Here is a 25,049-nt window from a genome sequence, read left to right on the forward strand (position 1 = left end):
TCTCGCCTCAGAACATGGCACGCAACAAGGCGCGCAGGAAAGTGCGGATCTCGGTGGCGAGATCGCTATCGGAGATGCTCAAAAACAGCAGCGCGAGCAGCGTGACAACAACAATGATAATAATGCGGGTCTTCATAACGGGTTGCTTCCTGCATTTTCAGATAACGAGGTATCGGTGTCGCTCCACGCAGGCAGGCTTTGCCACTCACCTGGGGGCGCATCGAAGGGATGAGCGATATCCGGCAGACCATTCCAGTGCGGGTGCAATTTCTCCCGTGCCAGCCGGATAACGCGGCGAAAACTCTCATCTCCGCGGCGGATCAAGTTTTCACGCTCTTCGCGGATAACAGTAAAAGCAGCTTCAAGCTGCAATTGCAGGCGGCTCTCGACCTGTTTCACCTGCTCAATTCCAGGCCTCGGGGGCAAACATGTTTCCGCGTGTTGGACGAGGCGCTGTTTTTCGCTCTGCCAGCGCATGGCACAGGCTTCAATAGCCTCCGTGCGCCGTTTATCATGGATGCGCAACAAATCCTGCAACACCAGCGGTAAAGTCGTCTGCCCGCGTTCAGGGAGCGGCACTCTCTCCGCCGCCTTCACTGCGCGGGCGTACTCTTCCATCGCCGTGGGACGGTGGCCAGCCAGCCACAGGCAGAACCCGGACATGCGCCACCCTTCTGTCTCAAAGACAGGATGCGGGATCGCCTGCGCCTCCAGCGCCGCCTGACGATAGCTTTTTGCCGCCTGCAGATACGCTTTTTTCGCAAACCAGGCGCCGGCCTCGCCAAAGGTACTCTGCGTACGCAACTGCCCTTTCAGCACCGGGTCAGCTATCTCACCCGAGACGTTTTGCGCCTGCCGGTAGTGTTCTACCGCCTGCGCGTGGTCATGGCCTTTCAGCCAGCCGCCGGCGATCAGGTTATGCATCATCGCTTGCTGATCGGCCCAGCCGCGCCGCCGGGCCAGCGCCAGCGCCAGGCTTCCGCGCTCAGCCACCTGTGCGGCAGTGCCTTTTTCCAGCAGGAGCATGGCGTCTGCCAGGTAGCGGCGGAACAGTAAACGATCGCCATCCGGATCGGTTTGTTGCTGCGCGGTCTGGTGCATCACTTTCATGCCATCGATCTCATCGACAATCAGTTTCACCCGCTGCGGGTGCGCCTCGTATAAGGGCTGCCACACTGGTTGTTCAACGGTATCAATTAACAGCAGACGCGGCGCACTTTCTCCCTGCTCCAGCCAGCCGTTAAACCAGCGCATCAGGGCGCTTTCATCACTCACGCCGGAGGGTTTCAGCACCAGCACCAGATAGCGAAGATCATCGGCAAAGCTGTCGGTAAATCCTTGCAAAAGCTGGCTCAGTTGGCCGGGGGAATAACACGGCAGGTATGCGTCGGCATGCCAGGGCGCGGCACCTTCCGTCGCTTCGTAATGTTCGACAAATTCACGCCCCAGCGCCTCGCTGTAACCGAACCCCGTTTCGAAAGGCGTATGCAACCCGAGGAACAAATCCGGCAATGTGCGTCCTTGTGGATGCTGTTGCAGCGCGATAAAACCATCCAGCAGGGACTCCCCCTGGGCCGGAACCCTCCAGATAAACAGCCGGGTTTGCGCCGCCTGCTCGCTGGCATCCAGCCAACTTAACTCCAGCTCTGCCATCACTTTTTCGGTTGGGTTTTTCGCTTTGCTCATCGGCATTCTCTGTCAGGCGTTAAGCTCAATTTTCTTGCCATTGACCATTACCCCGGCGGCATTGATCGTGATCGTCGATCCGCCTGCGGTGATTTCAACGCTGCCATTACCAATCAGAATGCCGCTTTCGCCCACATTAATGCGGAACGTATCGGTGGCGCTGTCCGCCACGCTGCCTTGGGTAAAACGGGTATCGCCGCCGGTAATACTCAGCGTACGCCCGGCACCAATGCTCACATCCTGCTTTTGCGTCACGGTGCGTACTTCGCTGCTGTGCACCGTTACATTGCGATTGCCGGTAACGTCAAGCGTCTGGTTACCCGTGACATTCACAGTCCGGTTCTGCTGAATGTTGACCGTTTCGTTCCCTTGCACGGTACGGGTACGATCCTGCACCACCGTTAACGTCTGGTTCCCCTGCACCGTGCCGGTATTGTTACTTTTCACCGTGGTGGTGTGATTACCGGTAATGGTTTCGTCGCGGTTTTGCTCCACGCTGAGAGTTTCATTGCCTTTCACGCTTTCGGTACGGTTTAACTGCACCGTGGTGGTTTCATTGCCATTAATGGTTTTGCTGCGATCCTGCCCCACGGTAACTGTCTCGTTGCCATCTACCGTGCGGGTGCGGTTCTGTTTGATATGGCTGGTTTCGTCTTTACCAACGGTTTTGGTGCGGTTGCTGCCCACATCATGCGTTTCGTCATTTTCGACTTCAGTGTCCATATTGCGCTCAGCGTGCAGCCACAATTGCTCTTCGCCGGGTTTATCTTCAAAACGCAGGGCGTTGGCATTATCCGGCGAGCCATCTTTCGAGCGGCTCATAAACCCCATTTGTGTAGCCGCGGCCGGTAGCGCCCAGGGCGGCATGCTGGCTTCGTTATATACCCGGCCAATAATGATTGGGCGGTCCGGCTCACCGTTAATAAAATCCACCACCACTTCATCACCCACACGTGGGATCTGCACCCCGCCATATCCTTGACCTGCCCACGCGCTGGAGACGCGTACCCAGCAAGAGCTATTCTCGTCACCCTGGCTTTCGCGATCCCAGTGGAATTTCACCTTCACGCGACCGTATTTATCCGTCCAGATCGATTCCCCTTTCGGCCCGACAACCCGCGCCGTCTGCGGCCCATAAGTGCGTGGCCAGTCGGTGGACATTGCCGGGCGGAACGGCGTTGTCGCCGGGATCACGGTAAAATCGATACGGTGTTTCGCCGTGGCGGCATCGCCCGATGCATACTGATTTTCTTCAAACTCATAGCGTGCGCCGACAACAAGCCACTTTGCGTTGTCGGCGGCGTTGGGAGACTGTGTCAACGTGAAGGTATGCCCTGGCGCAATCCCGGTGGCCGTCGCCGTTCCCTGCGTTTGCTGCTGCTCTGCCTGCCAGGACTGCTGGCGGATGCGTGCATACGATTCGCCGTCGCCATGTTCAACAAAGCGCCCTGGCCAGTCATAGACATCGATTTTCCCTGGTGTGGGGGAAACCGGGTTTTGTAGCGTTTGCAGCATCCAGGCATGGGGTTTGCGGAAGTCATAATCATCGGTGCTGTAAAGCCCCGGCGTCACGACATGCCGCGCCATCAACTGGCTGATGCCCTCTTCATTGACTGCGCCGCCGCTCGCTTGCGCATGCCAGGGAATCGTTTCATATCCGGGGAACGCTTCCGCCTGCGAGTAATCATCCATCAGCACCAGCGTGTGGCCGTCCTTACTGTGACGAAACACATAACTGATGCCTTCCAGTTCCAGCAGGCGGCTTATAAAGTGGAAACTGCTTTCCGCATACTGCACGCTGTAATCCCACTGCCGATAGCTGCGGGTGAGTTTGTCTTCAATCTTGACGTTGTACTCAGAAAACAGTTTCTTTGCGATATCCGGCACGCGCTGCTGCTGGAAGATACGAAAGTTACGGTCACGCATCATCGGCCAGAAATCCGGCTCGAGCGTCGTTTGATACACCGCGTAGCGTGTACCTTCCAGCGCTTCGGAACGCACTGAAACCGCCGTAATTTTGCCGGTGAGATAGCGTTCAGTGCCCAGCACACCGGGGATGACCACGGTCATGTCCTGGCCGAGCAACGCTTGCCGATCGAGGCTGAAGTCTTTGCTCAGCAAATCGACCTGAAAACGAAATGGCGTAGAGAGCTGCTCTTCTCCTTTAAACATCCAGAATAAGAGAGCATCACTCCCGGCGGATGACTGAACGGTTATCCGGTTAACCATACGAGTTCCTTTATAGCAGAGGCGAATAATCCGGGAGAAAAGCAGTCTCCACGCGTAAGCAGCGCAGGGTATTATGAAAAAGAAAAGTTAAATGCGGGGGTATTATTCCCGGGCGCTGATTTTTAAAAGTAATATTACCCGCATGGCATTGAAATCTGTACTTGATGATAGATGAGATTTATCTTATTTTCCTGGATAAATAATAACTTATTGCAAATCAAAGCAGTGATTATTACCACGCTCGTTTTATGGTTTCCAGGTTATTCGATTCAGCCGACATACTTTCAACGCATGATATATTCTGTGGTTTGTCGTTATATTTCGCCGAACAGTTAAATAATTACTCACGTTATTTTAGAAGCGATGAAGGGTTAGCATTATTTATTTGCCAAAAATAAACGTATATAAACAAGCGCAATGACTTGCCACTCCAACACTCATCCTCAGCGGTGGCCGGTGATATGCCGCTTTTCACCGCCCGGGTCATCACAACGTGTCGCTTGTAGCAAAAAAGTATTGCTTAGCGCATTTTAGTATATGGTTATTCAGATATATTCGTTTTCGCCCACGGTGCAGGGCATATAATCCGCACTAATGCGAGACCAGAATTATTAACTGGGCTTATAATGAACACTTTGCCAGCGACTTCTGGCAACACGCTCTGTTCGGAAGGTGTGCAGTGCCAACATGGTTACCCTTAGCGATTGATTCATTCTGGCCAATGCTTTCCGCTGGTCTGAAGTTCACCATTCCCCTCACCCTGATTTCGTTTGTCCTTGGCCTCACGCTCGGGTTTGTGGTGGCGCTGCTGCGCCTGTACGGGCCGGGTTTTTTGAAGCCGATCGTTCGGTTTTACGTTTGGCTGATCCGCGGTACGCCGCTGCTGGTGCAGTTGTTCCTGATTTTTTATGCCCTGCCCAGTGCCGGCATCACCATTGATGCTTTTCCGGCTGCGGTGATTGGTTTCACCGTCAACATCGGCGCTTATACCTCTGAAGTGATCAGGGCGACGCTGCTGGCCGTGCCTAAGGCGCAATGGGAAGCGGCGCACTCAATCAGCATGACCTGGGCACAATCTTTACGCCGTATCATCCTCCCGCAGGCCGCGCGTATTGCCGTTCCGCCACTCTCTAACACCTTTATCTCTTTGGTGAAAGATACCTCACTGGCATCCGTGATTACGGTACCGGAGATGTTCCTTTCCGCGCAGCAGATTGCCGCCGTCACCTATGAACCGTTGATCCTTTATAGCGAAGCCGCCGTCATCTATTTGTTCTTCAGTTCGGTGCTGTCTCATTTGCAAAACAAGCTTGAGCAGAAATTAGCGGGTACGACACCTAAAGGAGCCGTCAGTGATAACACTCTCCCACATTGAAAAAAGCTTTGACGGCCACCGTGTCCTGAAGGATATCAATTTGACCATTCAGGAAGGCACAGTGACCACGCTGATTGGGCCTTCCGGCAGCGGCAAAAGCACGCTTTTACGTTGCATTAATTTGCTGGAAATCCCGCAGTCTGGCGAGCTGACCATCGGTGCTGAACGCATCGCCTTTACGCCGAATGCGCGTATCAAAGGTCAGGATATTCGCCGTATCAGTCGTCAGACAGGTATGGTGTTTCAGAACTTCGCGCTGTTTCCGCATATGACCGTCCTCGACAATATTACGGAGGGGCTGATCACCGTGCACAAGTGGGAGCGAGAACGCGCGCGCCAGCGTGGCGAGGAGTTGCTGACCAAAGTGGATATGCTGCATAAACGTGACGCATTGCCCAATACCTTATCCGGCGGTCAACAACAACGCGTAGCCATCGCCCGCGCCCTTGCGCCTTCACCGGCGGTGCTGTTATGTGATGAACCCACCTCCGCGCTCGATCCGGAGTTATCCGGCGAAGTGGTGGCCGTTTTACGCCAGCTGGCGCAGGAAGGTACGACCATGATCACGGCGACCCACGATCTGCGCCTGGCGTCCAATATCGCCAGCCAAGTCGTGTTCCTGGAAGCCGGGGAAATTGTCGAATCCGGCACGGCCAACGATCTTTTTTCTCATGCGAAAAAGCCGCGTACCGCGGAATTTATCGCCTCTTTAAGCACAGCGCTCCCGGAAATCGGGGCCAACCAATAACAATCAATAGGGGTAGATTTAGATGAAAGCACTCGCAACACTCGTTATTGCCGGGGTTATGCAGCTTGGTTTTGCCCACGCGGCGCTGGCGCAGGACGATCTGGCAAAAATCCAGTCCGCCGGGGTTCTGAAAATAGGTACCGAAGGCACTTATCCTCCGTTCACCTTCCATAACGCGTCCGGCACGCTGGAAGGGTTTGACGTTGAAATCGGCCAGGAAGTGGCTAAGCGCCTGAAAGTGAAAGCCCAGTTTATTGAAGGCAAATGGGATGGACTGATTGCAGGTATTGACGCCAACCGTTATGACGCAGTGATTAACCAGGTCGGTATTACGGAAGCGCGCCAGAAAAAATATGACTTCTCCGAGCCGTACATTGCCTCCAAAGCCGTACTGATCGTCAACGACAAAAACAGCAGCATCAAGAGCTTTGACGATCTGAAAGGCAAAAAATCTGCCCATTCGCTGACCAGTAATTACGCGCAGATCGCCCGTAAATACGGCGCTGAAATTGTACCGACCGATGGTTTCAACCAGTCTATTGATCTGGTTGTCCAGGGGCGTGCTGACGCCACCATTAACGACAACCTCTCTTACCTGGACTTCAAAAAACACAAACCGTCAGCGCCAGTAAAAATCGTCGCGACGGAAGATAACGCGGAAAAATCCGGCGTGCTGATCCGTAAAAACAATCCGGAACTGAAAGCCGCTATCGATAAAGCGCTGGAAGAGATCAAGGCCGACGGCACCTACGAACGTATTTCTCAGAAATACTTCGGTGCGGATGTGTCGAAATAAACGCTGTGTCTTATCTTCTGCAAAACCCCGCCTGGCGGGGTTTTTTCGTTTTATTCGCCATAACAGGTCAGCCAGTCAATAAAGGTTCTGACCGTGTCATCGTCCCGCTCGCCGGGCAGCAGGAAATAATTGCCGGTTTTTATTTTTTGCTGCGGAAAAGGTGAAACCAGACGCCCTGCGGCAAGATGCCGGGCGCAAAACAGATGCGGGATCACGGCCAGGCCGAGGCCATCTTCCGCGGCCTGGATGGCAGCGAACGTTTGATCGAGCGTGATCGGCTGCACATCAGGATCGAGCCTTACCCGATGAGCGTCCAGCCAGTACTGCCACAAATCTTCCCGCGCCCGGATATGGATCATGGTATGCCCGCGAAGATCATCCGCTGCACGTACAGCGTGCTGTTGCAGATAAGCCTGGCTGCAAACCAGCACGCTGTGTTCCTGCAGAAAAGGGATCGCTTTCAGCCCGGTAAAATGAGCCGGATCGCGGCGGATCGCCACATCGAAAAGCGCGCTGCGGTTCACCGCGCCCATACCGGTTGTGACCTCCACCGAGATATCCGGATGTGCCTCATTAAACGCCGCCAGCCTGGGCATCAGCCAGTGCATGGCAAACGTTGGCAGGCTTTGCACTACCAGGATGTGCGAGCGGGCATGCGCTGTTACGGCCTGTTCCGCTGCCGCGAGCTCTTGCAAGAGACGCGACGCCACTCGGGAAAAGACCACGCCAGCTTGCGTCAACCGGACGTACCGGTGCCCGCGATAAAACAGCGCCACACCTAACTTCGCCTCCAGGCTACGAATGTGTCGGCTCACTGCGCCAGTGGTCAGGAACAGTTCTTCTGCCGCAGCACTGAAACTTTCCAGCCGCGCCGCCGCTTCGAATGACGGAAGATGGGGTAGAGAGAGTAATCTTTTCATTGGTTGATTTTAGCTCAACCAACCTTAAGAAAAATGATCGTTTGTCACGCCCCGGAAGCCGTTCTTACCATGTGCTATTCAGTGAGATCCGGTGTGGCCAAAAATGAAACCCTTTCACGCGTTATGTATCAGTCGAGTGGGTACCTGCCTTGGTACAATGGCTTTTGCCGGTGCATTGCCGGTTTTTAGCCGCGAGTGGCAACTGAATGCGACCGACGCCGGAAGCATACAGACAGTGTTCAGTCTTACTAACGCGGGCGCGTTATTGGTGACCTCCTGGTTGAGTGACACGCATGGCGCACGCAAAATTTACCTGCTTTTTTCATGGCTGGGCTGCATCGCATTATTGCTGTTTGCTCTTTTTGCCGACTCGTATGCCAGCGCCCTGTTGATGATGGCCTTTGTCGGCCTGACCCAGGGCGGTGCTTACACGCCCGCCATGCTGCTGGCAATAAAGATGAACCGCGCGCCAAAGCGCGGCTATGCGCTGGGCATGATCCTTGCCGCCGGGTCGCTGGGATACCTGCTTTCGGTGTTTCTCTCCGGCTGGAGCGCATTGCGCTGGGGAGCATCTGCAGTGTTTTACCTGTGCGCGGCAGGCGCATTTATCGGCGCGTTATCCGGCACGCTGGCGCTCGCCTCGTTCGATGCGCGAACCCCGGTTTTCGCACCATGTTATGTTCCAGCAAAAGGCTATGCACTCAAAGGTGGCGCATTTTTACTGCTCGTCGGTTACATCGCCCACTGCTGGGAATTACTGGGAAACTGGGCGTGGACGCCAGCCCTCCTGGTTCAGGTCTTACAACCTTTCTCTTTTTCGCCCCTCATCGCCGGGTTTATCGTGGCAGTGGTTGTGCATCTGGCGGGGATGTTTGCCACACTTATCGTTGGCACAATTTCAGACTATTTTGACCGTTCTATCATATTGATCTTTATCGGCGGGATCGGTGCAGTGTGCTCTTTGTTGCTGGGATGGTCAGTGAGTTGGGGGGCGGGCTGGACGCTGTGGCTGGCTTTTATAGCGAGCTTTTTTATTCTCGGCGATTCCGGCGTGCTCTCAGCGGCCATTGCCGACAATGTACCCGCTCCCGTACTGGGGCGGATCATGGGGCTGCGTTCGTTGCTGGGGTTTGGTATTGGCTCGCTTGCCCCGCTCTCATTTGGCATGGCAATGGATGCCAGCCACCGCTGGGATGTGGCCTACAGTGTGCTGGCTGCCGGTGGCGCGACGGCGTTCATCTCTGCCCTGTTGCTACATTTTTATGGCCGGCAACGCACTGCATCGTGACAATCCATCCCTGCCTGTAAGGAATGTAGCAGCGACAATAAAAAACCCCGCATAGCGGGGTTTGTGTTGTCTGATGGATAAAATCAGAACGGAATGTCGTCGTCGAAATCCATCGGCGGTTCGTTAGACGGAGCCGGGGCAGATTGCTGCTGCGGGCGAGACTGCGCGCCGCCGCTGAACTGGTTGCCGCCCTGCGGCTGTTGAGGCTGGCCCCAGCCGCCCTGCTGCTGGCCGCCGCCTGCCGGTGCACCGCCGCCCTGGCGACCACCCAGCATTTGCATCGTACCGCCAACGTTAACCACCACTTCAGTGGTGTATTTTTCCTGACCGGATTGATCGGTCCATTTGCGGGTACGCAGCTGGCCTTCGATATATACCTGAGAACCTTTACGCAGGTATTCACCCGCGACTTCGGCCAGTTTGCCAAACAGCACAACACGGTGCCATTCAGTCTGCTCTTTGGTTTCACCGGTCTGCTTGTCACGCCAGGATTCGGAAGTAGCCAGCGTAATGTTGGCCACTGCGCCACCACTCGGCATATAGCGTACTTCCGGGTCCTGGCCCAGATTACCGACGAGAATCACCTTGTTTACGCCTCTGCTGGCCATGATCGTGTCTCCTGAAAACGTTTCTTAGTAGTGTAAACGCGCGAGTGTACCATTTCCATATGGCTTATTGATAGCTGCGAAGCTGGTTCCAGAGATCTCTCGCGGGGGGCATATTTTGACATACTTGCACGGAACATGCATGTGAATACTGTATATTCATTCAGGTTAAATTGTGTCATAATTAGCCGTTTCAGACCGCCGGTTGTCCTTCAAACACACCGGGCAAAAAGTGTTCCTCCGGGTAAAAGGTGAATGGATTGGATAAGATAGAAGTACGGGGCGCCCGCACCCATAATCTCAAAAACATCAACCTCGTCATCCCTCGCGACAAACTGATCGTTGTCACCGGGCTTTCGGGTTCTGGCAAGTCCTCGCTGGCTTTTGACACGCTTTATGCAGAAGGGCAGCGCCGTTATGTTGAGTCGCTTTCCGCATATGCACGCCAGTTTTTGTCGCTGATGGAAAAACCGGACGTCGACCACATTGAAGGCCTGTCGCCTGCTATCTCCATTGAGCAGAAGTCAACCTCGCATAACCCACGCTCGACCGTCGGTACCATTACAGAAATCCACGATTATCTGCGTCTGCTGTTCGCCCGTGTTGGTGAACCACGCTGCCCGGATCACGACGTGCCGCTGGCGGCGCAAACCGTCAGCCAGATGGTGGATAACGTCCTGTCACAACCGGAAGGCAAGCGCCTGATGCTGTTGGCGCCGGTGATCAAAGAACGTAAAGGCGAGCACACCAAAACGCTGGAAAACCTTGCCAGCCAGGGCTATATCCGCGCCCGTATCGACGGTGAAGTCTGCGATCTGTCCGATCCGCCGCAACTGGAACTGCAAAAGAAACACACTATCGAAGTAGTGATTGACCGCTTCAAGGTGCGTAGCGATCTGGCGCAGCGCCTGGCGGAATCGTTTGAAACTGCGCTGGAGCTTTCCGGCGGTACGGCCGTGGTTGCCGATATGGATGAGCCGACCGCAGAAGAATTGCTGTTTTCCGCCAACTTCGCCTGCCCGATTTGCGGCTACAGCATGCGTGAGCTTGAGCCGCGCCTGTTCTCATTTAATAACCCGGCGGGGGCATGCCCGACCTGTGACGGCCTGGGCGTACAGCAATATTTCGATCCTGACCGCGTTATCCAGAACCCGGAGTTATCCCTGGCTGGCGGTGCGATCCGCGGCTGGGATCGCCGCAACTTCTACTATTTCCAGATGCTCAAATCGCTCGCGGAGCACTACAAGTTCGACGTGGAAGCCTCGTGGGACAGCCTGAGCGCCAACGTACAGAAAGTTATACTGTTTGGTTCTGGTAAAGAGTCGATTGAATTCAAATACATGAACGATCGCGGGGACACCTCCGTGCGTCGACACCCGTTTGAAGGCGTGCTGCATAATATGGAGCGGCGCTATAAAGAGACGGAATCCAGTGCGGTGCGCGAAGAGCTGGCGAAGTTTATCAGCAACCGTCCATGCGCCTCGTGTGAAGGCACACGCCTGCGCCGCGAAGCACGCCATGTCTTTGTCGAAAATACCCCGCTGCCGGCCATCTCCGACATGAGTATTGGCCATGCGATGGACTTCTTCAACAACCTGAAACTTTCCGGCCAGCGGGCAAAAATCGCTGAAAAAGTATTGAAAGAGATTGGCGACCGTCTGAAGTTTCTTGTCAACGTCGGCCTGAATTACCTGACGCTGTCCCGCTCGGCGGAAACCCTTTCCGGCGGCGAGGCGCAGCGTATTCGTCTGGCGAGCCAGATTGGCGCAGGTCTGGTAGGAGTGATGTACGTGCTGGATGAGCCCTCCATCGGTCTGCACCAGCGCGATAATGAACGTCTGCTCGGCACGCTGGTTCACTTACGTAATCTCGGCAATACGGTCATCGTCGTTGAGCATGACGAAGACGCTATTCGCGCAGCGGATCATGTTATTGATATTGGGCCGGGCGCCGGTGTACATGGCGGCCAGGTTGTCGCAGAAGGCCCCCTGGACGCCATCATGGCCGTACCAGAATCGCTGACCGGCCAGTACATGAGCGGTAAGCGCAAAATTGAGGTGCCCAAACAGCGTGTGCCGGCCGATCCGGCAAAAGTCCTGAAACTGACCGGGGCGCGCGGCAATAACCTGAAAGACGTGACGCTGACGCTACCTGTAGGCCTGTTTACCTGTATTACCGGGGTTTCTGGCTCCGGTAAATCAACGCTGATAAACGACACGCTGTTCCCCATCGCGCAGCGCCAGTTGAACGGCGCCACCATTGCCGAACCCGCGCCTTACCGCGATATTCAGGGGCTGGAACATTTCGACAAGGTGATCGATATTGACCAGAGCCCGATTGGTCGTACACCACGTTCCAACCCGGCAACCTACACGGGTGTGTTTACGCCCGTGCGCGAATTGTTTGCCGGTGTACCGGAGTCCCGTTCACGGGGTTATACACCGGGTCGCTTCAGCTTCAACGTCCGCGGGGGTCGCTGCGAAGCCTGCCAGGGTGATGGGGTCATCAAAGTGGAGATGCACTTCCTGCCGGATATCTACGTGCCGTGCGACCAGTGCAAAGGCAAACGCTATAACCGCGAAACGCTGGAGATCAAATACAAAGGCAAGACCATCCACGAAGTGCTGGATATGACCATCGAAGAAGCCCGTGAATTCTTCGATGCGGTTCCGGCTCTGGCGCGTAAACTGCAAACGTTGATGGACGTTGGCCTGACGTATATTCGTCTTGGGCAGTCCGCCACCACGCTTTCCGGCGGTGAAGCACAGCGCGTGAAACTGGCGCGCGAGTTATCGAAGCGCGGCACCGGGCAAACGCTCTATATCCTCGATGAACCGACAACCGGCCTGCACTTTGCCGACATTCAGCAATTGCTGGACGTGCTGCACCAGTTGCGGGATCAGGGCAACACCATTGTGGTGATTGAACATAACCTGGATGTAATCAAAACGGCGGACTGGATTGTCGATTTGGGGCCGGAAGGTGGTAGCGGCGGCGGAGAGATCCTTGTCTCAGGTACGCCGGAAACCGTCGCCGAATGCGAAGCCTCGCACACGGCGCGATTCCTCAAGCCGATGCTGAAGTAATCACACGGTATATTGCTGTCTGAGCGGTTCAGGCAGCAATTCCATCGCCTGCTGATAGGAAGCATCCACCAGATAGTAAATCTGCGAATCCGGTAACGATCCATCAAGATACACCGTGCTCCAGTGAGCCTTATTTAAATGGCGACTGGGGCGCACATCCGCATGCTGTTGGCGCAACAGTTCCGCTAATTCCGGGCTGGTTTTTAACGACACTGCCGGGCGACCTTCGATCTCCTTCACCATCGCGAAAAGCACATCAGCGACCTTGATCTGCGTCGCTTTCCAGTCACTGTGCACGCTCTGCTCAGCCCCGGCTTTCGCCATGCAATATTGGAGTAACTCCGAGATTGTCATCTTTTTTTTCCTTGTCATGCCGCGGCCCGTTACCGCGAACGGCTGAAATGGTTATTTAAGCGTAGTGCATTGAAGAAAAAATCGACGATTGTTACAAATCCTGACACTCCGGGTGCCCTTACCGGACAGTAAACATAGCGGAACGGGCAAGAACAGCTGCATAAACGCGCTCGCGTTACGTTGCGATCGGGCAACAGAAGCGCGCCAGGAGAAAGTAAGACAGGTTTTTATTCCCCTTGCAGCGTCGCGATAATTTTCCGTGCCCCGCCGTGAATGCGATGCTCTCCCAGCCAAATCCCCTGCCATGTACCCAGTTGTACCTTCCCGTTTTGCACCGGCAACAACAGCGAGACGCCAAGCACCGAGGACTTAATATGCGATGGCATATCATCCGGCCCTTCGTAATCATGCTCGTAGTGCGCATTGTCCGGCACGGCTTTCAGGAAATGCTGTTCCATATCGAGGCGCACGGTGGGATCGCAGTTTTCATTAAGCGTGAGAGACGCCGACGTATGCTGAAGCAGCAGGTGCAATAAGCCAACGCGCACGTGGGAAATATCGCGGATTTGCCCCAGCACCTCCTCAGTGACCAGGTGAAAACCGCGCGACTTCGCACCAAGCGTAAGCGTTTGTTGGTACCACATAGGCAGTTCCTTAATCGACAGTGAAAACGCTTTAAGTGTGCAGCATCTCGCCGAAAGGTAAAGCCTGTTCAATAATCGGAATTAACGATCACCTCTTCACCCAGCGCACCGGCCTGCGGTAAAGGCCGATAAGTGGAGTTGGATGCGCGTAATACGCGGATTGGCCGGGCTTCGCTCTCGCGCGCAGCGGTGATGTCGCTGTCGGAATCGCCGTAGAAAATGCGGATCTGTTTGGCCTTCAGCCACTGGGTTTTATTGTTCTGCCCTGGCTGATCACCCGCAAAGATCACCGGGTTCATATTCGCTGCAGGAATGAGAAAATCATCCTGCAGTGTTTTTGTTACCGTTTCGGTTTTTGTCGCGCTGCGGCCGGTAATGAAATAAATGCTGTCGCCGCGCTTCACGTGCATGGCAATCAGTTGACGCGCGACCTCTTTCGGAATGCTGAATTCATCCCAGCCATTGTTCATCTTTTCCCAAAATGCCGGGTTATGTAGATATTCGTCGCTGTTGGGTGACCAAGTTTTTTTACCGCGCCAGAAGCCAGGACTGGAAAACAATACGGTGTCATCAATATCAAACCCGACCGCCATCGGCGGGCGCTCGACCAGCGAGCGTTCGATTTGGGCAACCGAGACCCAGTGAACAGGGGCTTGTTCAGCCAGTTTTGCGACAGTGGTGCCCTCGCTGGCAGGCGTTGGCGCTGAGGCATATGCCAGCGCGCCGCCGAAGGTAAACCACAGGCAGGCGGCGCTGAGAGCGAGTGTGAACTTTCGCATATTTATCCCTAATTTATCAGTTCGTTATATTTTATAAATGTTGCGAATGGTCAAAAGCCTTTCCGACCATAACCCCAGCGGCAGGTGAAACAAAGAATTTTCTGCGGATAAATACAGGAATGAGAGAGTACGGGAGGAAATTATCCCCTGCCGGGAGCAGGGGATCGGGCCTAAAAGTAAGTATTCACTTACATTACGGCGGCAAATGCCTGCGCAACGCGATGCACATTGCGGCCATTCAACCCGGCAACACAAATACGCCCGCTGGCGACCAGATAGACGCCAAACTCTTCGCGCAACCTTTCAACCTGGGCTGCGCTCAGGCCAGTGTAGCTGAACATACCGCGCTGCTTGAGCAGGTAGTCAAAATTGCCGCCCGGCACCGCCTCTTTCAGCACCTTCACCAGTTCCTGACGCATGGCCAGGATACGTGTACGCATGGCTTCCACTTCCGCCAGCCACGATGCTTTCAGACCGGCATCGCTCAGTACCATCGCCACCAGCTGCGCGCCAAAATTCGGCGGGCTGGAGTAGTTACGGCGCACCGTTGCTTTTAATTGACCAAGCACACGGTCCGCCGCCTCCGCGTCTTCGCAGACCACCGATAAACCGCCAACACGCTCGCCATAGAGAGAAAAAATCTTCGAGAAAGAGTTGCTCACCAGTGCAGGCAGCCCGGCACGGGCCATCGCGCGGATGGCATACGCATCGTCTTCCATGCCTGCGCCAAAACCCTGATAGGCAATGTCGAGGAACGGGATCAGATTGCGCGCTTTTGCCACCGACACCACCTCATCCCATTGCGCGTGGGTCAAATCCGCGCCAGTAGGATTGTGGCAACAAGGGTGAAGCAGGACGATGCTTTGTTCCGGCAGCGTGTTCAGCTTTTCCAGGAACGCGTCGAAACGCACACCATTGGTGACTTCATCGTACCAGGGGTAAGTGCTCACTACGAACCCGGCGCCTTCAAAAATGGCGATGTGGTTCTCCCATGTTGGATCACTGACCCATACTGCGGAGTCCGGGAAGTAACGTTTCAGAAAATCTGCGCCCACTTTCAGTGCGCCGGAGCCTCCCAGCGTCTGCACGGTGGCGACGCGTTTTTGCGCCAGTACCGGATGATCCGCGCCGAACAGCAGCGGAGCGATAGCGTGGCGGTAGCTGTTCAGCCCTTCCATCGGCAGGTAAAGTGAAGCGCCATGCGGCTGTGCATTAAGGCGGGCTTCCGCTTCAGCCACGGCTTGTAAGCGCGGAATGATGCCATCTTCGTTGTAATACAGCCCGATGCTGAGGTTTACTTTGTCGCTACGCGGATCTTCTTTGAAACGCTCCATGAGCGAGAGGATCGGATCGCCAGCATAGGCGTCAACTTTCTGAAACACGCGTGTATTCTCCAGGTTTACAGTAGGCAGGAACCACCACAATAAACTGGAAGTTCAGCCAGGTCGAGAGGAGTGCTGGCGGCAACAAAAAATAAGCGCGTCAGCTGCCTGCCACGGCGAGAATTTGCGCTACGCGCTGACTGACAGAACCCCGTACCCGCATAAAAGGTACGCCGCGCTGCGTCAGCTGTTCCACATACCAGGCCTGCTGGCGCTGGCGGAAGGTCTCATCCTGGCGCGTGCCATCCTGAACAAAGGGAAAATCATCCTCGCAAAGCACCACCAGATGATAGGACCGCTGCGCCAGCGTAAAGAGTGCATCAGGCGCTTTGCCGAACATCTCCAACGTATAAAATAACGTCGTCAGCGGCGAGGTATCGCACACCAGCCAGCGCACGGCATCGGCGTTGTCTTCACGGGCAACCTGGGTTTGCGCAATCGGCAGCATATCGTCATACGCCAGTTCACCGCCTTTTTCTTCCCAACGCTCACGTCCGTACTCCGCAACAAAAGCAGTGCCGAGCGCCTGGGCCAGTGCTGCGCTGAGCGTACTTTTACCGGTGGATTCCCCGCCAAGCAGGCAAATACGCTTTACAAAATCACGGTACACCACCGGCGACAACATCTGACGCCAGCGATGAACATCGCCGCGGATCAGCGTGCCGGACGGCGCGTGTGCGCCCTGCTCACGCTGCAAACGCACATGTGTTACAGGCTGTGCAAAACGCTCACTGAGTACCTGCGCAAACCCTTCACCATACGCTTCAGCCGTGAAGACTGCCTGCGGGCGGCAGCGCAGCACCTGCAAACAGAGATCGGCCATATAGTGCCGATGGAGGGAGTCTGGTGCGTCGTTATGCGGTAACGCGCCCAGTCCCCAGGACGTTACGCGCTCAGGCGTCAGCACGACAACCCCGCACTGCGGGAATCGCGCTTGCAGCCAGTGTTCGCGTTTGTCGGGTTCACAACCGGGCAGTTCTGGCTGCGAATAACTGATCAGCCAGACACGCTCACACTGCGCCAGCGCAGCATTGATTAGCCGCTCATGCCCACAATGCAAGGGCGCAAATTTACCGACCACCAGCCCGCTGGCGAAGCGCTTCATCGTGCCGCCAGCGCCTTACGCCACTGGTACAACCCATGCCAGGCATTACACCAGAACACAAGATACAACCCGGCGGTTAGCCACAAGTCGCGTGCGGCATAGAGCGGAACGGCGATAGTGTTGACCAGCAGCCAAAAGTACCAGCTCTCCAGCCGACGCCCCATCAGCATAAACTGCGCCAGTACGCTGAACACCATAATGGTGGAGTCCAGCCACGGCGACCACGCATTGGTAAAACGGTGCAACAACCAGGCATATCCTGCGGCCACCACCAGCGCACCAGCAAACATTGGCAACAGGTGACTGAAAGGCGTTTTGCGTACGGCCAGTTCATGGCCATGATTACCTTTCAGCCAGTTGATCCATCCGGCGATACTGCTGGCAATAAAGAACAGTTGCAGCGTGACGTCGGCATACAACTGCACGGAGTAAAACACCCAGCCATACAGCACACAACCGATGATCCCTGTCCACCAGGTGTGCATATTGTTGCGGGCGGCAAGCCATACAGAGAGGGCATACGCCAGGCAGGCGGCAATTTCCATCGGTGACACGCGGCGTTCCTTTTAATCGAGGTATTTCAGTGTCGCCCTGGTCGTCAGGCGAGTAATAAGTTCGTAAGCACTCACATTCGTGACGTCTGCGATGCGCTCAACGGGCAGCCCTTCTCCCCAGAGCATCACTTCATCCCCGGCGCGGTCCTGCGCCTGCGGCCCCAAATCAACGCAAATCATATCCATTGCCACACGCCCAACGATGGGCACTTCGCGACCATTTATCAGTACGGGCGTCCCCGAAGGTGCTGCCCGCGGGTAACCGTCGCCGTAACCCATGGCGACCACGCCCAGGCGGGTGTCTCGCGGGCTCTGCCACGTTCCCCCGTAGCCAACAGGATCGCCCGCTTTATGCTCGCGCACGGCAATCAGCTTTGACGTTAGCGTCATTACCGGCTGGAAACCAAAATCGGCCCCACGGGAGTGCCCCCCGAGCGGCGAAACACCGTAGAGGATAATGCCAGGACGAACCCAGTCGAAGTGCGATTGCGGAAACAGCAGCGTACCGCCGGAGGCCGCAATGCTGCGTAAACCGGGTTTACCGTCCGTAAAGGTCGTGAAGAGATCTAACTGGCGTTCTGTCGCACCACACTCCGGCTCATCAGCACGGGCAAAGTGGCTGGCAACATTCACCGGCAGGCGGACATTTTTGCATTGCGACAACCGGGTATAAAACGCGTCGGCTTCGTGGGGATGCACGCCCAGGCGATGCATGCCGGTATCAAGTTTCATCCATACCGTTACCGGTTCGCTGAGGGTGGCGCTTTCCAGTGCCGCCAGTTGTTCGACGCTGTGGATAATCGTCTGCAGGTGGTGGTCAGCCACCAGAGGCAAATCCTCCGCCGAGAAGAACCCCTCCAGCAATAGGATCGGCTGGGTGATCCCCCCCGCACGCAGTTCAAGGGCTTCTTCGAGACGGGAGACGCCAAAAGCGTCAGCATCAGGGAGCGTTCGCGCGGTCTCAACAAGACCGTGTCCATAGGCGTTCGCTTTCACGACCGCAACCAGTCGGCTGGCAGGAGCCAGTTCGCGTAGACGTTGCAGATTGTGTCGCAGAGCGCGGCGATTCACTACTACGGTTGCCGCTTGCATTTTTTTCCTTAATAACAGAATGTCCGGCAGCTATGAGGCCGGGGTGAGCTGGCGTAGTCAACGCCCCTGCGGCACAAAAGATGAAGAACCATTATTCGTCATCGTATTGCGGCCCCGCATAATTATCAAAACGCGACCATTGCCCGTTAAATGTCAGACGTACCGTCCCGATAGGGCCGTTACGCTGCTTACCAATAATGATTTCCGCAATGCCTTTTAAGTCACTGTTTTCGTGATAAACCTCATCACGGTAGATAAACATGATTAAGTCGGCATCCTGCTCAATGGAGCCGGATTCACGCAAGTCGGAGTTTACCGGTCGTTTGTCGGCGCGCTGTTCAAGTGAACGGTTAAGCTGCGACAGCGCAACGACGGGCACTTGCAACTCTTTCGCCAGCGCTTTCAACGATCGGGAGATTTCGGCGATTTCCAGTGTACGGTTGTCCGACAATGACGGAACGCGCATGAGCTGAAGGTAGTCGATCATAATAAGCCCAATGCCGCCATGTTCGCGGGCAATACGCCGCGCACGGGAGCGCACTTCCGTCGGCGTCAGGCCGGAGGAGTCATCAATATAGATATTGCGTTTTTCCAGCAGGATCCCCATGGTGCCGGAAATGCGCGCCCAGTCTTCATCATCCAGTTGGCCGGTACGAATACGCGTCTGATCGACACGCGACAGTGAGGCCAGAGAACGCATCATAATCTGTTCGGAGGGCATCTCAAGACTGAAGATCAGGACCGGTTTATCCTGCAACATGGCCGCGTTTTCGACGAGGTTCATGGCAAAGGTCGTTTTCCCCATCGATGGACGCGCGGCAACGATAATCAGATCCGACGGCTGCAAACCGGCTGTTTTTTTATTGAGATCATCGTACCCGGTGTTCACCCCGGTCACGCCATCGTGCGGTTGCTGAAAAAGTAGCTCAATACGCGCTACGGTCGCTTCCAGTACGTCAGCGATATTTTTCGGGCCTTCGTCTTTATTGGCGCGGCTTTCGGCGATTTTAAATACCCGAGACTCTGCCAGATCGAGCAAGTCTTCACTGGTACGCCCCTGCGGATCAAAGCCGGCGCTGGCGATTTCATTCGCCACAGCGATCATCTCACGGACAACCGCACGTTCGCGCACGATGTCAGCATAAGCGCTAATATTCGCTGCACTTGGCGTATTTTTGGACAGCTCCGCCAGGTAGGCAAAACCGCCCACAATGTCTAACTGCCCCTGTAGCTCCAGAGACTCCGCCAGGGTAATGAGGTCGATGGGTTTACCCATCTCCTGCAGGCGGTGCATCTCAGTAAAAATATGGCGGTGCGGGCGGGTATAAAAATCGTCGGCAACAACGCGCTCGGCGACATCGTCCCAACGTTCGTTGTCCAGCATTAAACCGCCCAACACCGACTGCTCCGCTTCGATGGAATGCGGAGGCACTTTCATCCCCTCGACCTGGAAATCACGGGGCTCAGTCTGTTTGTTGAAGGGTTTATTTCCTGCCATAGTGAATGGAGCTACCAAGGTAATGAATGGTTCGAAAGATTATCACAGCACTGAGTTCAGGAGGAAGCATGGCGACACGAATAGAATTTCACAAGCATGGCGGCCCCGATGTACTGAAAGCGGTAGAGTTTACCCCAGCGGATCCGGCGGAACACGAAATCCAGGTCGAAAACAAAGCCATTGGCATTAACTACATCGACACCTATATCCGTAGCGGTTTGTACCCGCCTCCGGCCTTACCGAGTGGCCTGGGCACCGAAGCGGCGGGCATTGTCAGCAAAGTGGGAAGTGCCGTCACACACATTAAAGCGGGCGATCGCGTGGTGTATGCGCAATCAGGGCTGGGTGCCTACAGTTCAGTGCACAACGTGGTTGCCGATAAAGCGGCAATCCTGCCTAATCCCATCTCGTTTGAGCAGGCTGCAGCCTCTTACCTGAAAGGATTAACGGTCTTTTATCTGTTGCGTAAAACCTGGGAAATCAAACCCGACGAAGTGTTTCTGTTCCATGCGGCGGCGGGCGGCGTCGGGCTTATCGCCTGCCAGTGGGCGAAAGCGCTGGGCGCAAAACTCATTGGTACCGTCGGCTCAGCGCATAAAGCGCAGCGCGCGTTGCAAGCTGGCGCCTGGCAGGTGATCAATTACAGCGAAGAAAATGTGGTAGAGCGCGTTAAGGAGATCACCGGCGGCAAAAAAGTGGGCGTGGTTTACGACTCCGTCGGCAAAGACACCTGGGAAACCTCCCTCGACTGCCTGCGCCGTCGTGGGCTGATGGTCAGTTTTGGCAATGCTTCCGGCCCGGTGACTGGCGTGAATATCGGTATTCTCAACCAGAAAGGCTCACTGTATGTGACCCGCCCGTCGTTGAATGGCTATATCACGACCCGCGAAGAGTTGCAGGAAGCCAGCAATGAGTTGTTTTCCCTGATTGCCAGCGGCGTGATTAAAGTGGATGTTGCAGAAAGCCAGAAGTTTGCGCTGGAGCATGCGCAGCGCGCACATGAGGTGCTGGAGAGCCGTGCAACTCAGGGTTCCAGCCTGTTGATCCCCTGAGCTATGTAGCAGAAAGAATTAGGGCTTCCCGCGGGAAGCCCTTTCTTTTTTTAGTTCGGCTGTAGTGTAGGGTACAGCGCGATGAATTCGTTAACGTCGCGATAGTGACAGATTTGATAAGTAAATCCTATGCGGTTCTAAGCGATGCGCCTGTAAATGTTTCAGGGATGTGACGCACCACTCAATACTTTAGTAACGCCAACGGTTATTGCGTTGATAACGTGGGAGCTTCGGCTCTTTAATCGCGCGGATCACCCAGACAACCGCAATCGCCAGCAACAACCATGGCAACATTTTGATCATCAGCGCAAAAAGCCCACCGAGAAACATCACTGCCGTCGCCACCAACAGCGCGACGATGATGCCCAGCAGCGAAACGCCGGTCACCAGTAACATGACAAAAAAGCCGATAATAAATAACAGTTCCAACATGGCGCTCTCCTGGAAATAGATCGTTTGCTTTGCTATTTCAAGAAACATGCCAAAACGAGTTAGTTGATTAATAAACAAAAAATCCCGCACAGCGGCGCGGGATGTGGTGAATTTGACGAGAATGTAGTGAATTTTATCGCTTTGAGGCGACCAGATTCAGTGCGTGCTCAACAACAGTAATGTCTGCTCCGGCTTTATGGGCGTTTTCACTCAGATAGCGTCGCCACTGGCGAGCACCCGGGATCCCCTGGAATAGCCCCAACATATGACGCGTGATATGACCGAGGTATGCCCCCTGGCTCAGTTCACGCTCAATATAAGGATACATGGCACGCACGACGGCAACCGGATCGGCATCGATCACGTCTGCACCGAAAATCTCGCGGTCAACCGACGCCAGTATCCCCGGGTTTTGGTAGGCTTCGCGCCCTACCATTACCCCATCCATGTGTTGCAGATGCGTTTTAGCCTCTGCCAGAGATTTAATACCGCCGTTGATCGACATTGTCAGATGCGGAAAATCTCGCTTCAACTGGTATACGCGTGGGTAATCCAGCGGCGGAATTTCGCGGTTCTCCTTCGGACTCAGTCCGGAAAGCCAGGCTTTGCGCGCATGGATAATAAAGGAGGAGCACTCGCCTTTACCGGCAACCGTACCGATAAAGTCGCAGAGGAAGGCATAGCTGTCTTGATCGTCAATACCAATGCGTGTTTTTACGGTAACGGGAATAGACACCACGTCACGCATGGCTTTAATGCAGTCTGCCACCAGCTGCGCTTCGCCCATTAAGCAGGCACCAAAGCGCCCGTTTTGCACACGATCGGACGGGCAGCCAACGTTAAGGTTAACCTCATCATAGCCGCGCGCTTCAGCAAGTTTTGCACAATGCGCCAGCTGCGCCGGATCACTGCCGCCAAGCTGCAGGGCTACCGGATGCTCTTCTTCGCTGTACGCCAGATAGTCACCTTTGCCATGAATTATCGCCCCGGTAGTCACCATTTCGGTGTACAGCAACGTCTGGCGCGACAGCAAACGCAGAAAGTAACGGCAATGTCTGTCCGTCCAGTCGAGCATCGGCGCAATAGAGAAGCGATGAGCAGGGAAAGTAGCGGACTGATTTTCTGGCAACATGGCGAATAATTAAGCATCGAAGGAAAAAGGGGCGCTACTATAGCACAAGCAAAACCGGAGGCGCAGCGCCTCCGGTTATTCATCAGAATGTCAGGCTCAGCTGTGCGCCCGCACCCCAGGTTTTATCTTCGCCCACCAGCCCCATCAGATCGACATGGACACGGTTAAACGGAGCAAAGCCAACACCGCCAGTGAAGACGTTTTTGTCATCGCCTTTCACATCAGCACGATAACCGGCGCGTACTGCCAGCCAGCTCAGCGGGCGAACTTCACCACCTACGCCGACATACTGAGAGTCTTTCTCGCTCTTGAAGCCCTTGGTTTCGGTTAAGTCACCATCCGCGCTCAGGGTCACGAGATCGTTATGCCAGGCCACACCCGCTGTTACTACCGGGCTGATCTGGTAGGTATCTTTGTAATTTACCGTATTGCCGGTTCTGCCATTACGGATCAGTACATCTTTGGTGTCGATATCACGGGAGATCAGGTTCGTGCCAGTTAACCCGACGGTAACGTTGTCGCCAAAGTCCGCTGCGGCACCCACATCGACGTTAAAGCCGCTGTCATCGGTACGGTAACGGCTGTTGCGCCACTCGCTGCTGCGATAGTCATAAATTGAGGTGGTGTAGTTCCAGACCCAGGTTTTTTGCAGCTTTGGCGTGACGCCGAGCGACAAAGGCACACCGGCGACTTCAAACTGACGCGCGATGGCAATCCCGTAATCAGAGACGATAGCCGCACGGCCTGACGCTGTGGAGTTGAGGTTTTTAGTGATTTCATCGCTGCCGTTCGGTGAAATCACCGCGTTTAACGCTTCGGTCGTAGCGGTAACCGTATTGTTCTGAATGCCGCGCAGATAGGTAATATCCTGCTGATCTACCGCCGTGCTCACGATCGCATGCGCGTAGGCTTTGGTGACAAACGCGACCGAGAGCACATCATTCGGGATACTCACCGCGATACCCGCTGCCGCTTTTGCCCGCGCCGTTTTCCCATCCAGGAAAGTCAGCTCGTCTGCCAGGTCTTTCGCGGCGCTCTGGAACTGGCCCACGGTACCGAGCGGGTTGGCAATGACCTGCGCCGCCGTCAGGTTATCAACGACATCACGATAGCCATCAATCTTGTCGCGGATATCATCGATCTCATCGCGCAGGTTATCTTTATCCGTGATCTGCGCCTGTACACTCGGCAGGATAACGGTGATGTCATCTTCCGGTTTTGCTTTTGCGAGCAATGCCGGGTTGATCAATACCCCACTGCCATAATTTGCGGAGGCAACACCCGTCCCCCCCATTGCATCGTTACGCGCTTCCGCCCAGGTATTGGCTGCTCCCGCCTGATTTGCCACAAAAAAGGAGACAGCTAAAGCGACCACCGAAAGTTTGAGATTTTTTTTCACAGTATGCGTCTCGTAGTCAGAATGAGTTTTTTTAAGCCTGATTAGTATTTGCTAAACAGGAATGCTCTATTGCTGCGAATAACAGAGGAAAAAGTAGCTAAATCTTCTGAATGTAAGAGAAACATGCAGAAGTTATTTTTGTGATTGACGACACTATTTATTTATAGAAGAAGGTAGAAGTTTCGTGAATATATTGGCGAAAAAGAGATCCCAGGTCGCGATCTCGGCGTTTACCGCCGAACATGGTAAAGTAGCGGTTTATTGTTTTGCCAACTGAGAGCGCCTATGGACAACACCACTTCGCAAGAGATGTTAGTGCAGGCTGAAAAGCTGTGCGCGCAACGCAACGTGCGCCTGACCCCTCAGCGCCTTGAAGTGCTGCGATTAATGAGCCTGCAACAGGGGGCGATCAGCGCTTACGATCTGCTCGATTTGCTGCGCGTGAACGAGCCGCAGGCTAAACCGCCGACGGTTTACCGGGCGCTGGATTTCCTGCTGGAGCAAGGGTTTGTTCATAAAGTCGAATCGACCAACAGCTATGTACTGTGCCATTTGTTCGATCAACCCACACATACGTCTGCTATGTTCATTTGCGATCGCTGCGGGTCTGTGAAAGAGGAACAGGCGGAGGGCGTTGAGGATATTATGCACGCACTGGCGGCAAAGATGGGCTTTGCACTGCGTCACAATGTTCTGGAAGCACATGGCTTATGTGCGGCCTGTGTGGAAGTAGAATCCTGCCGTCATCCCGATCATTGTCATCATGATCACAGCATAATGGTGAAGAGAAAACCACGCTAAGCGCGATCTTAGATTAATAACGGGATGATACTCTGAATGTTCTGAGTTCACCAAAAGCTGGGAGGTACATCCATGTACCGTTGGGCAGGAGC

At 54.9% G+C, this 25,049-nt stretch carries 23 protein-coding genes; 7 read left to right on the forward strand and 16 right to left on the reverse strand.

Annotated features, from left to right (window positions below; genetic code table 11):
• Positions 1–7: 7 nt before the first annotated feature.
• Genes RTX30_RS13040 through RTX30_RS13050 form a run of 3 tightly spaced genes read right to left on the reverse strand, consistent with a single transcriptional unit; the run spans position 8 to position 3,915 of the window.
• A complete protein-coding gene (locus RTX30_RS13040; RefSeq protein ID WP_312690386.1) occupies positions 8–136 on the reverse strand; it encodes a hypothetical protein in 129 nt (42 codons plus the stop codon).
• Entirely contained in the window at positions 133–1,686 is a 1,554-nt protein-coding gene (locus RTX30_RS13045; RefSeq protein ID WP_312690388.1) for a hypothetical protein, read from the reverse strand. Before RTX30_RS13045 ends, RTX30_RS13040 begins: the two co-directional genes overlap by 4 nt.
• Positions 1,687–1,698: 12 nt before the next feature.
• On the reverse strand, positions 1,699–3,915 hold the full coding sequence (locus RTX30_RS13050; RefSeq protein ID WP_312690390.1) for a type VI secretion system tip protein TssI/VgrG: 2,217 nt from the start codon (positions 3,913–3,915) through the stop codon (positions 1,699–1,701).
• 679 nt (positions 3,916–4,594) lie between these two features.
• On the opposite strand from RTX30_RS13050, the gene RTX30_RS13055 reads away from it, so the two are divergent.
• From RTX30_RS13055 to RTX30_RS13065, 3 genes are read left to right on the forward strand one after another with little or no spacing between them, the layout of a single operon-like run.
• Positions 4,595–5,290, forward strand: coding sequence for an amino acid ABC transporter permease (locus RTX30_RS13055; RefSeq protein WP_312690392.1), 696 nt, complete (start codon positions 4,595–4,597; stop codon positions 5,288–5,290).
• Positions 5,268–6,038 carry an amino acid ABC transporter ATP-binding protein gene (locus RTX30_RS13060; protein WP_312690394.1) on the forward strand — a complete coding sequence of 257 codons (771 nt, stop codon included), beginning with the start codon at positions 5,268–5,270 and terminating at the stop codon, positions 6,036–6,038. The genes RTX30_RS13055 and RTX30_RS13060 overlap by 23 nt, the downstream gene beginning before the upstream one ends.
• Positions 6,039–6,060: 22 nt before the next feature.
• The gene (locus RTX30_RS13065) at positions 6,061–6,834 is read left to right on the forward strand and encodes an amino acid ABC transporter substrate-binding protein (RefSeq protein WP_312690396.1); all 774 of its coding nucleotides are present in this window, start codon (positions 6,061–6,063) and stop codon (positions 6,832–6,834) included.
• A 50-nt stretch (positions 6,835–6,884) separates the two neighbouring features.
• Here RTX30_RS13065 and RTX30_RS13070 read toward each other — a convergent pair whose 3' ends face one another.
• Entirely contained in the window at positions 6,885–7,754 is an 870-nt protein-coding gene (locus RTX30_RS13070; RefSeq protein WP_312690398.1) for a LysR substrate-binding domain-containing protein, read from the reverse strand.
• Between the two features lie 103 nt (positions 7,755–7,857).
• On the opposite strand from RTX30_RS13070, the gene RTX30_RS13075 reads away from it, so the two are divergent.
• Positions 7,858–9,042, forward strand: coding sequence for an MFS transporter (locus tag RTX30_RS13075; RefSeq protein ID WP_312690400.1), 1,185 nt, complete (start codon positions 7,858–7,860; stop codon positions 9,040–9,042).
• 83 nt (positions 9,043–9,125) lie between these two features.
• Here RTX30_RS13075 and ssb1 read toward each other — a convergent pair whose 3' ends face one another.
• Positions 9,126–9,650, reverse strand: a complete 525-nt coding sequence (gene ssb1, locus RTX30_RS13080) for a single-stranded DNA-binding protein SSB1 (RefSeq protein ID WP_017459456.1) — start codon at positions 9,648–9,650, stop codon at positions 9,126–9,128.
• A 257-nt stretch (positions 9,651–9,907) separates the two neighbouring features.
• Here ssb1 and uvrA point away from each other — a divergent pair, with 257 nt between their 5' ends.
• Positions 9,908–12,733, forward strand: coding sequence for an excinuclease ABC subunit UvrA (gene uvrA, locus RTX30_RS13085; protein WP_312690406.1), 2,826 nt, complete (start codon positions 9,908–9,910; stop codon positions 12,731–12,733).
• On the opposite strand, the gene RTX30_RS13090 is transcribed toward uvrA, so the two are convergent.
• The 8 genes from RTX30_RS13090 to dnaB form a co-directional block, all read right to left on the reverse strand.
• Positions 12,734–13,087, reverse strand: coding sequence for an MmcQ/YjbR family DNA-binding protein (locus tag RTX30_RS13090; RefSeq protein WP_312690407.1), 354 nt, complete (start codon positions 13,085–13,087; stop codon positions 12,734–12,736). It abuts the gene before it with no gap.
• A 227-nt stretch (positions 13,088–13,314) separates the two neighbouring features.
• Complete coding sequence (locus tag RTX30_RS13095; protein WP_312690409.1) at positions 13,315–13,731, reverse strand: secondary thiamine-phosphate synthase enzyme YjbQ; 417 nt, start codon at positions 13,729–13,731, stop codon at positions 13,315–13,317.
• A 68-nt stretch (positions 13,732–13,799) separates the two neighbouring features.
• Positions 13,800–14,510, reverse strand: coding sequence for an acid phosphatase AphA (gene aphA / locus RTX30_RS13100; RefSeq protein WP_312690411.1), 711 nt, complete (start codon positions 14,508–14,510; stop codon positions 13,800–13,802).
• Between the two features lie 188 nt (positions 14,511–14,698).
• Positions 14,699–15,892, reverse strand: a complete 1,194-nt coding sequence (tyrB, locus tag RTX30_RS13105; protein ID WP_312690413.1) for an aromatic amino acid transaminase — start codon at positions 15,890–15,892, stop codon at positions 14,699–14,701.
• A gap of 100 nt (positions 15,893–15,992) precedes the next feature.
• The gene (locus tag RTX30_RS13110; RefSeq protein ID WP_312690415.1) at positions 15,993–16,997 is read right to left on the reverse strand and encodes an AAA family ATPase; all 1,005 of its coding nucleotides are present in this window, start codon (positions 16,995–16,997) and stop codon (positions 15,993–15,995) included.
• Entirely contained in the window at positions 16,994–17,551 is a 558-nt protein-coding gene (gene pnuC, locus RTX30_RS13115) for a nicotinamide riboside transporter PnuC (RefSeq protein WP_312690416.1), read from the reverse strand. Before pnuC ends, RTX30_RS13110 begins: the two co-directional genes overlap by 4 nt.
• Positions 17,552–17,563: 12 nt before the next feature.
• Positions 17,564–18,643 carry an alanine racemase gene (gene alr / locus RTX30_RS13120; RefSeq protein ID WP_312690418.1) on the reverse strand — a complete coding sequence of 360 codons (1,080 nt, stop codon included), beginning with the start codon at positions 18,641–18,643 and terminating at the stop codon, positions 17,564–17,566.
• A 91-nt stretch (positions 18,644–18,734) separates the two neighbouring features.
• Positions 18,735–20,141, reverse strand: a complete 1,407-nt coding sequence (gene dnaB, locus RTX30_RS13125; RefSeq protein WP_312690420.1) for a replicative DNA helicase — start codon at positions 20,139–20,141, stop codon at positions 18,735–18,737.
• A 68-nt stretch (positions 20,142–20,209) separates the two neighbouring features.
• On the opposite strand from dnaB, the gene RTX30_RS13130 reads away from it, so the two are divergent.
• Positions 20,210–21,193 carry a quinone oxidoreductase gene (locus RTX30_RS13130; protein ID WP_312690422.1) on the forward strand — a complete coding sequence of 328 codons (984 nt, stop codon included), beginning with the start codon at positions 20,210–20,212 and terminating at the stop codon, positions 21,191–21,193.
• A 189-nt stretch (positions 21,194–21,382) separates the two neighbouring features.
• On the opposite strand, the gene pspG is transcribed toward RTX30_RS13130, so the two are convergent.
• The 3 genes from pspG to RTX30_RS13145 all read right to left on the reverse strand — a co-directional run bounded on the left by pspG (position 21,383) and on the right by RTX30_RS13145 (position 24,156).
• A complete protein-coding gene (gene pspG / locus RTX30_RS13135; protein ID WP_312690423.1) occupies positions 21,383–21,625 on the reverse strand; it encodes an envelope stress response protein PspG in 243 nt (80 codons plus the stop codon).
• A 133-nt stretch (positions 21,626–21,758) separates the two neighbouring features.
• Positions 21,759–22,757 (reverse strand): tRNA dihydrouridine(20/20a) synthase DusA, encoded by a 999-nt coding sequence (dusA, locus tag RTX30_RS13140; protein ID WP_312690424.1) that lies wholly within the window; start codon positions 22,755–22,757, stop codon positions 21,759–21,761.
• An 82-nt stretch (positions 22,758–22,839) separates the two neighbouring features.
• The gene (locus tag RTX30_RS13145; protein WP_312690426.1) at positions 22,840–24,156 is read right to left on the reverse strand and encodes a conjugal transfer protein TraF; all 1,317 of its coding nucleotides are present in this window, start codon (positions 24,154–24,156) and stop codon (positions 22,840–22,842) included.
• 285 nt (positions 24,157–24,441) lie between these two features.
• On the opposite strand from RTX30_RS13145, the gene zur reads away from it, so the two are divergent.
• Entirely contained in the window at positions 24,442–24,957 is a 516-nt protein-coding gene (zur, locus tag RTX30_RS13150) for a zinc uptake transcriptional repressor Zur (protein ID WP_312690428.1), read from the forward strand.
• The last annotated feature ends 92 nt before the right edge of the window (positions 24,958–25,049 follow it).

This window comes from Kosakonia sp. (assembly GCF_032052965.1).
Classification (GTDB): domain Bacteria; phylum Pseudomonadota; class Gammaproteobacteria; order Enterobacterales; family Enterobacteriaceae; genus Kosakonia.

Excerpts from the sequence above, each read along its gene's own strand:
- RTX30_RS13040 (WP_312690386.1), bottom strand. The coding sequence starts at position 136 with ATGAAGACCCGCATTATTATCATTGTTGTTGTCACGCTGCTCGCGCTG.
- RTX30_RS13045 (WP_312690388.1), bottom strand. The coding sequence starts at position 1,686 with ATGAGCAAAGCGAAAAACCCAACCGAAAAAGTGATGGCAGAGCTGGAG.
- RTX30_RS13050 (WP_312690390.1), bottom strand. The coding sequence starts at position 3,915 with ATGGTTAACCGGATAACCGTTCAGTCATCCGCCGGGAGTGATGCTCTC.
- RTX30_RS13065 (WP_312690396.1), top strand. The coding sequence starts at position 6,061 with ATGAAAGCACTCGCAACACTCGTTATTGCCGGGGTTATGCAGCTTGGT.
- RTX30_RS13070 (WP_312690398.1), bottom strand. The coding sequence starts at position 7,754 with ATGAAAAGATTACTCTCTCTACCCCATCTTCCGTCATTCGAAGCGGCG.
- RTX30_RS13075 (WP_312690400.1), top strand. The coding sequence starts at position 7,858 with ATGAAACCCTTTCACGCGTTATGTATCAGTCGAGTGGGTACCTGCCTT.
- ssb1 (WP_017459456.1), bottom strand. The coding sequence starts at position 9,650 with ATGGCCAGCAGAGGCGTAAACAAGGTGATTCTCGTCGGTAATCTGGGC.
- RTX30_RS13090 (WP_312690407.1), bottom strand. The coding sequence starts at position 13,087 with ATGACAATCTCGGAGTTACTCCAATATTGCATGGCGAAAGCCGGGGCT.
- RTX30_RS13095 (WP_312690409.1), bottom strand. The coding sequence starts at position 13,731 with ATGTGGTACCAACAAACGCTTACGCTTGGTGCGAAGTCGCGCGGTTTT.
- aphA (WP_312690411.1), bottom strand. The coding sequence starts at position 14,510 with ATGCGAAAGTTCACACTCGCTCTCAGCGCCGCCTGCCTGTGGTTTACC.
- RTX30_RS13110 (WP_312690415.1), bottom strand. The coding sequence starts at position 16,997 with ATGAAGCGCTTCGCCAGCGGGCTGGTGGTCGGTAAATTTGCGCCCTTG.
- alr (WP_312690418.1), bottom strand. The coding sequence starts at position 18,643 with ATGCAAGCGGCAACCGTAGTAGTGAATCGCCGCGCTCTGCGACACAAT.
- dnaB (WP_312690420.1), bottom strand. The coding sequence starts at position 20,141 with ATGGCAGGAAATAAACCCTTCAACAAACAGACTGAGCCCCGTGATTTC.
- RTX30_RS13130 (WP_312690422.1), top strand. The coding sequence starts at position 20,210 with ATGGCGACACGAATAGAATTTCACAAGCATGGCGGCCCCGATGTACTG.
- pspG (WP_312690423.1), bottom strand. The coding sequence starts at position 21,625 with ATGTTGGAACTGTTATTTATTATCGGCTTTTTTGTCATGTTACTGGTG.
- dusA (WP_312690424.1), bottom strand. The coding sequence starts at position 22,757 with ATGTTGCCAGAAAATCAGTCCGCTACTTTCCCTGCTCATCGCTTCTCT.
- zur (WP_312690428.1), top strand. The coding sequence starts at position 24,442 with ATGGACAACACCACTTCGCAAGAGATGTTAGTGCAGGCTGAAAAGCTG.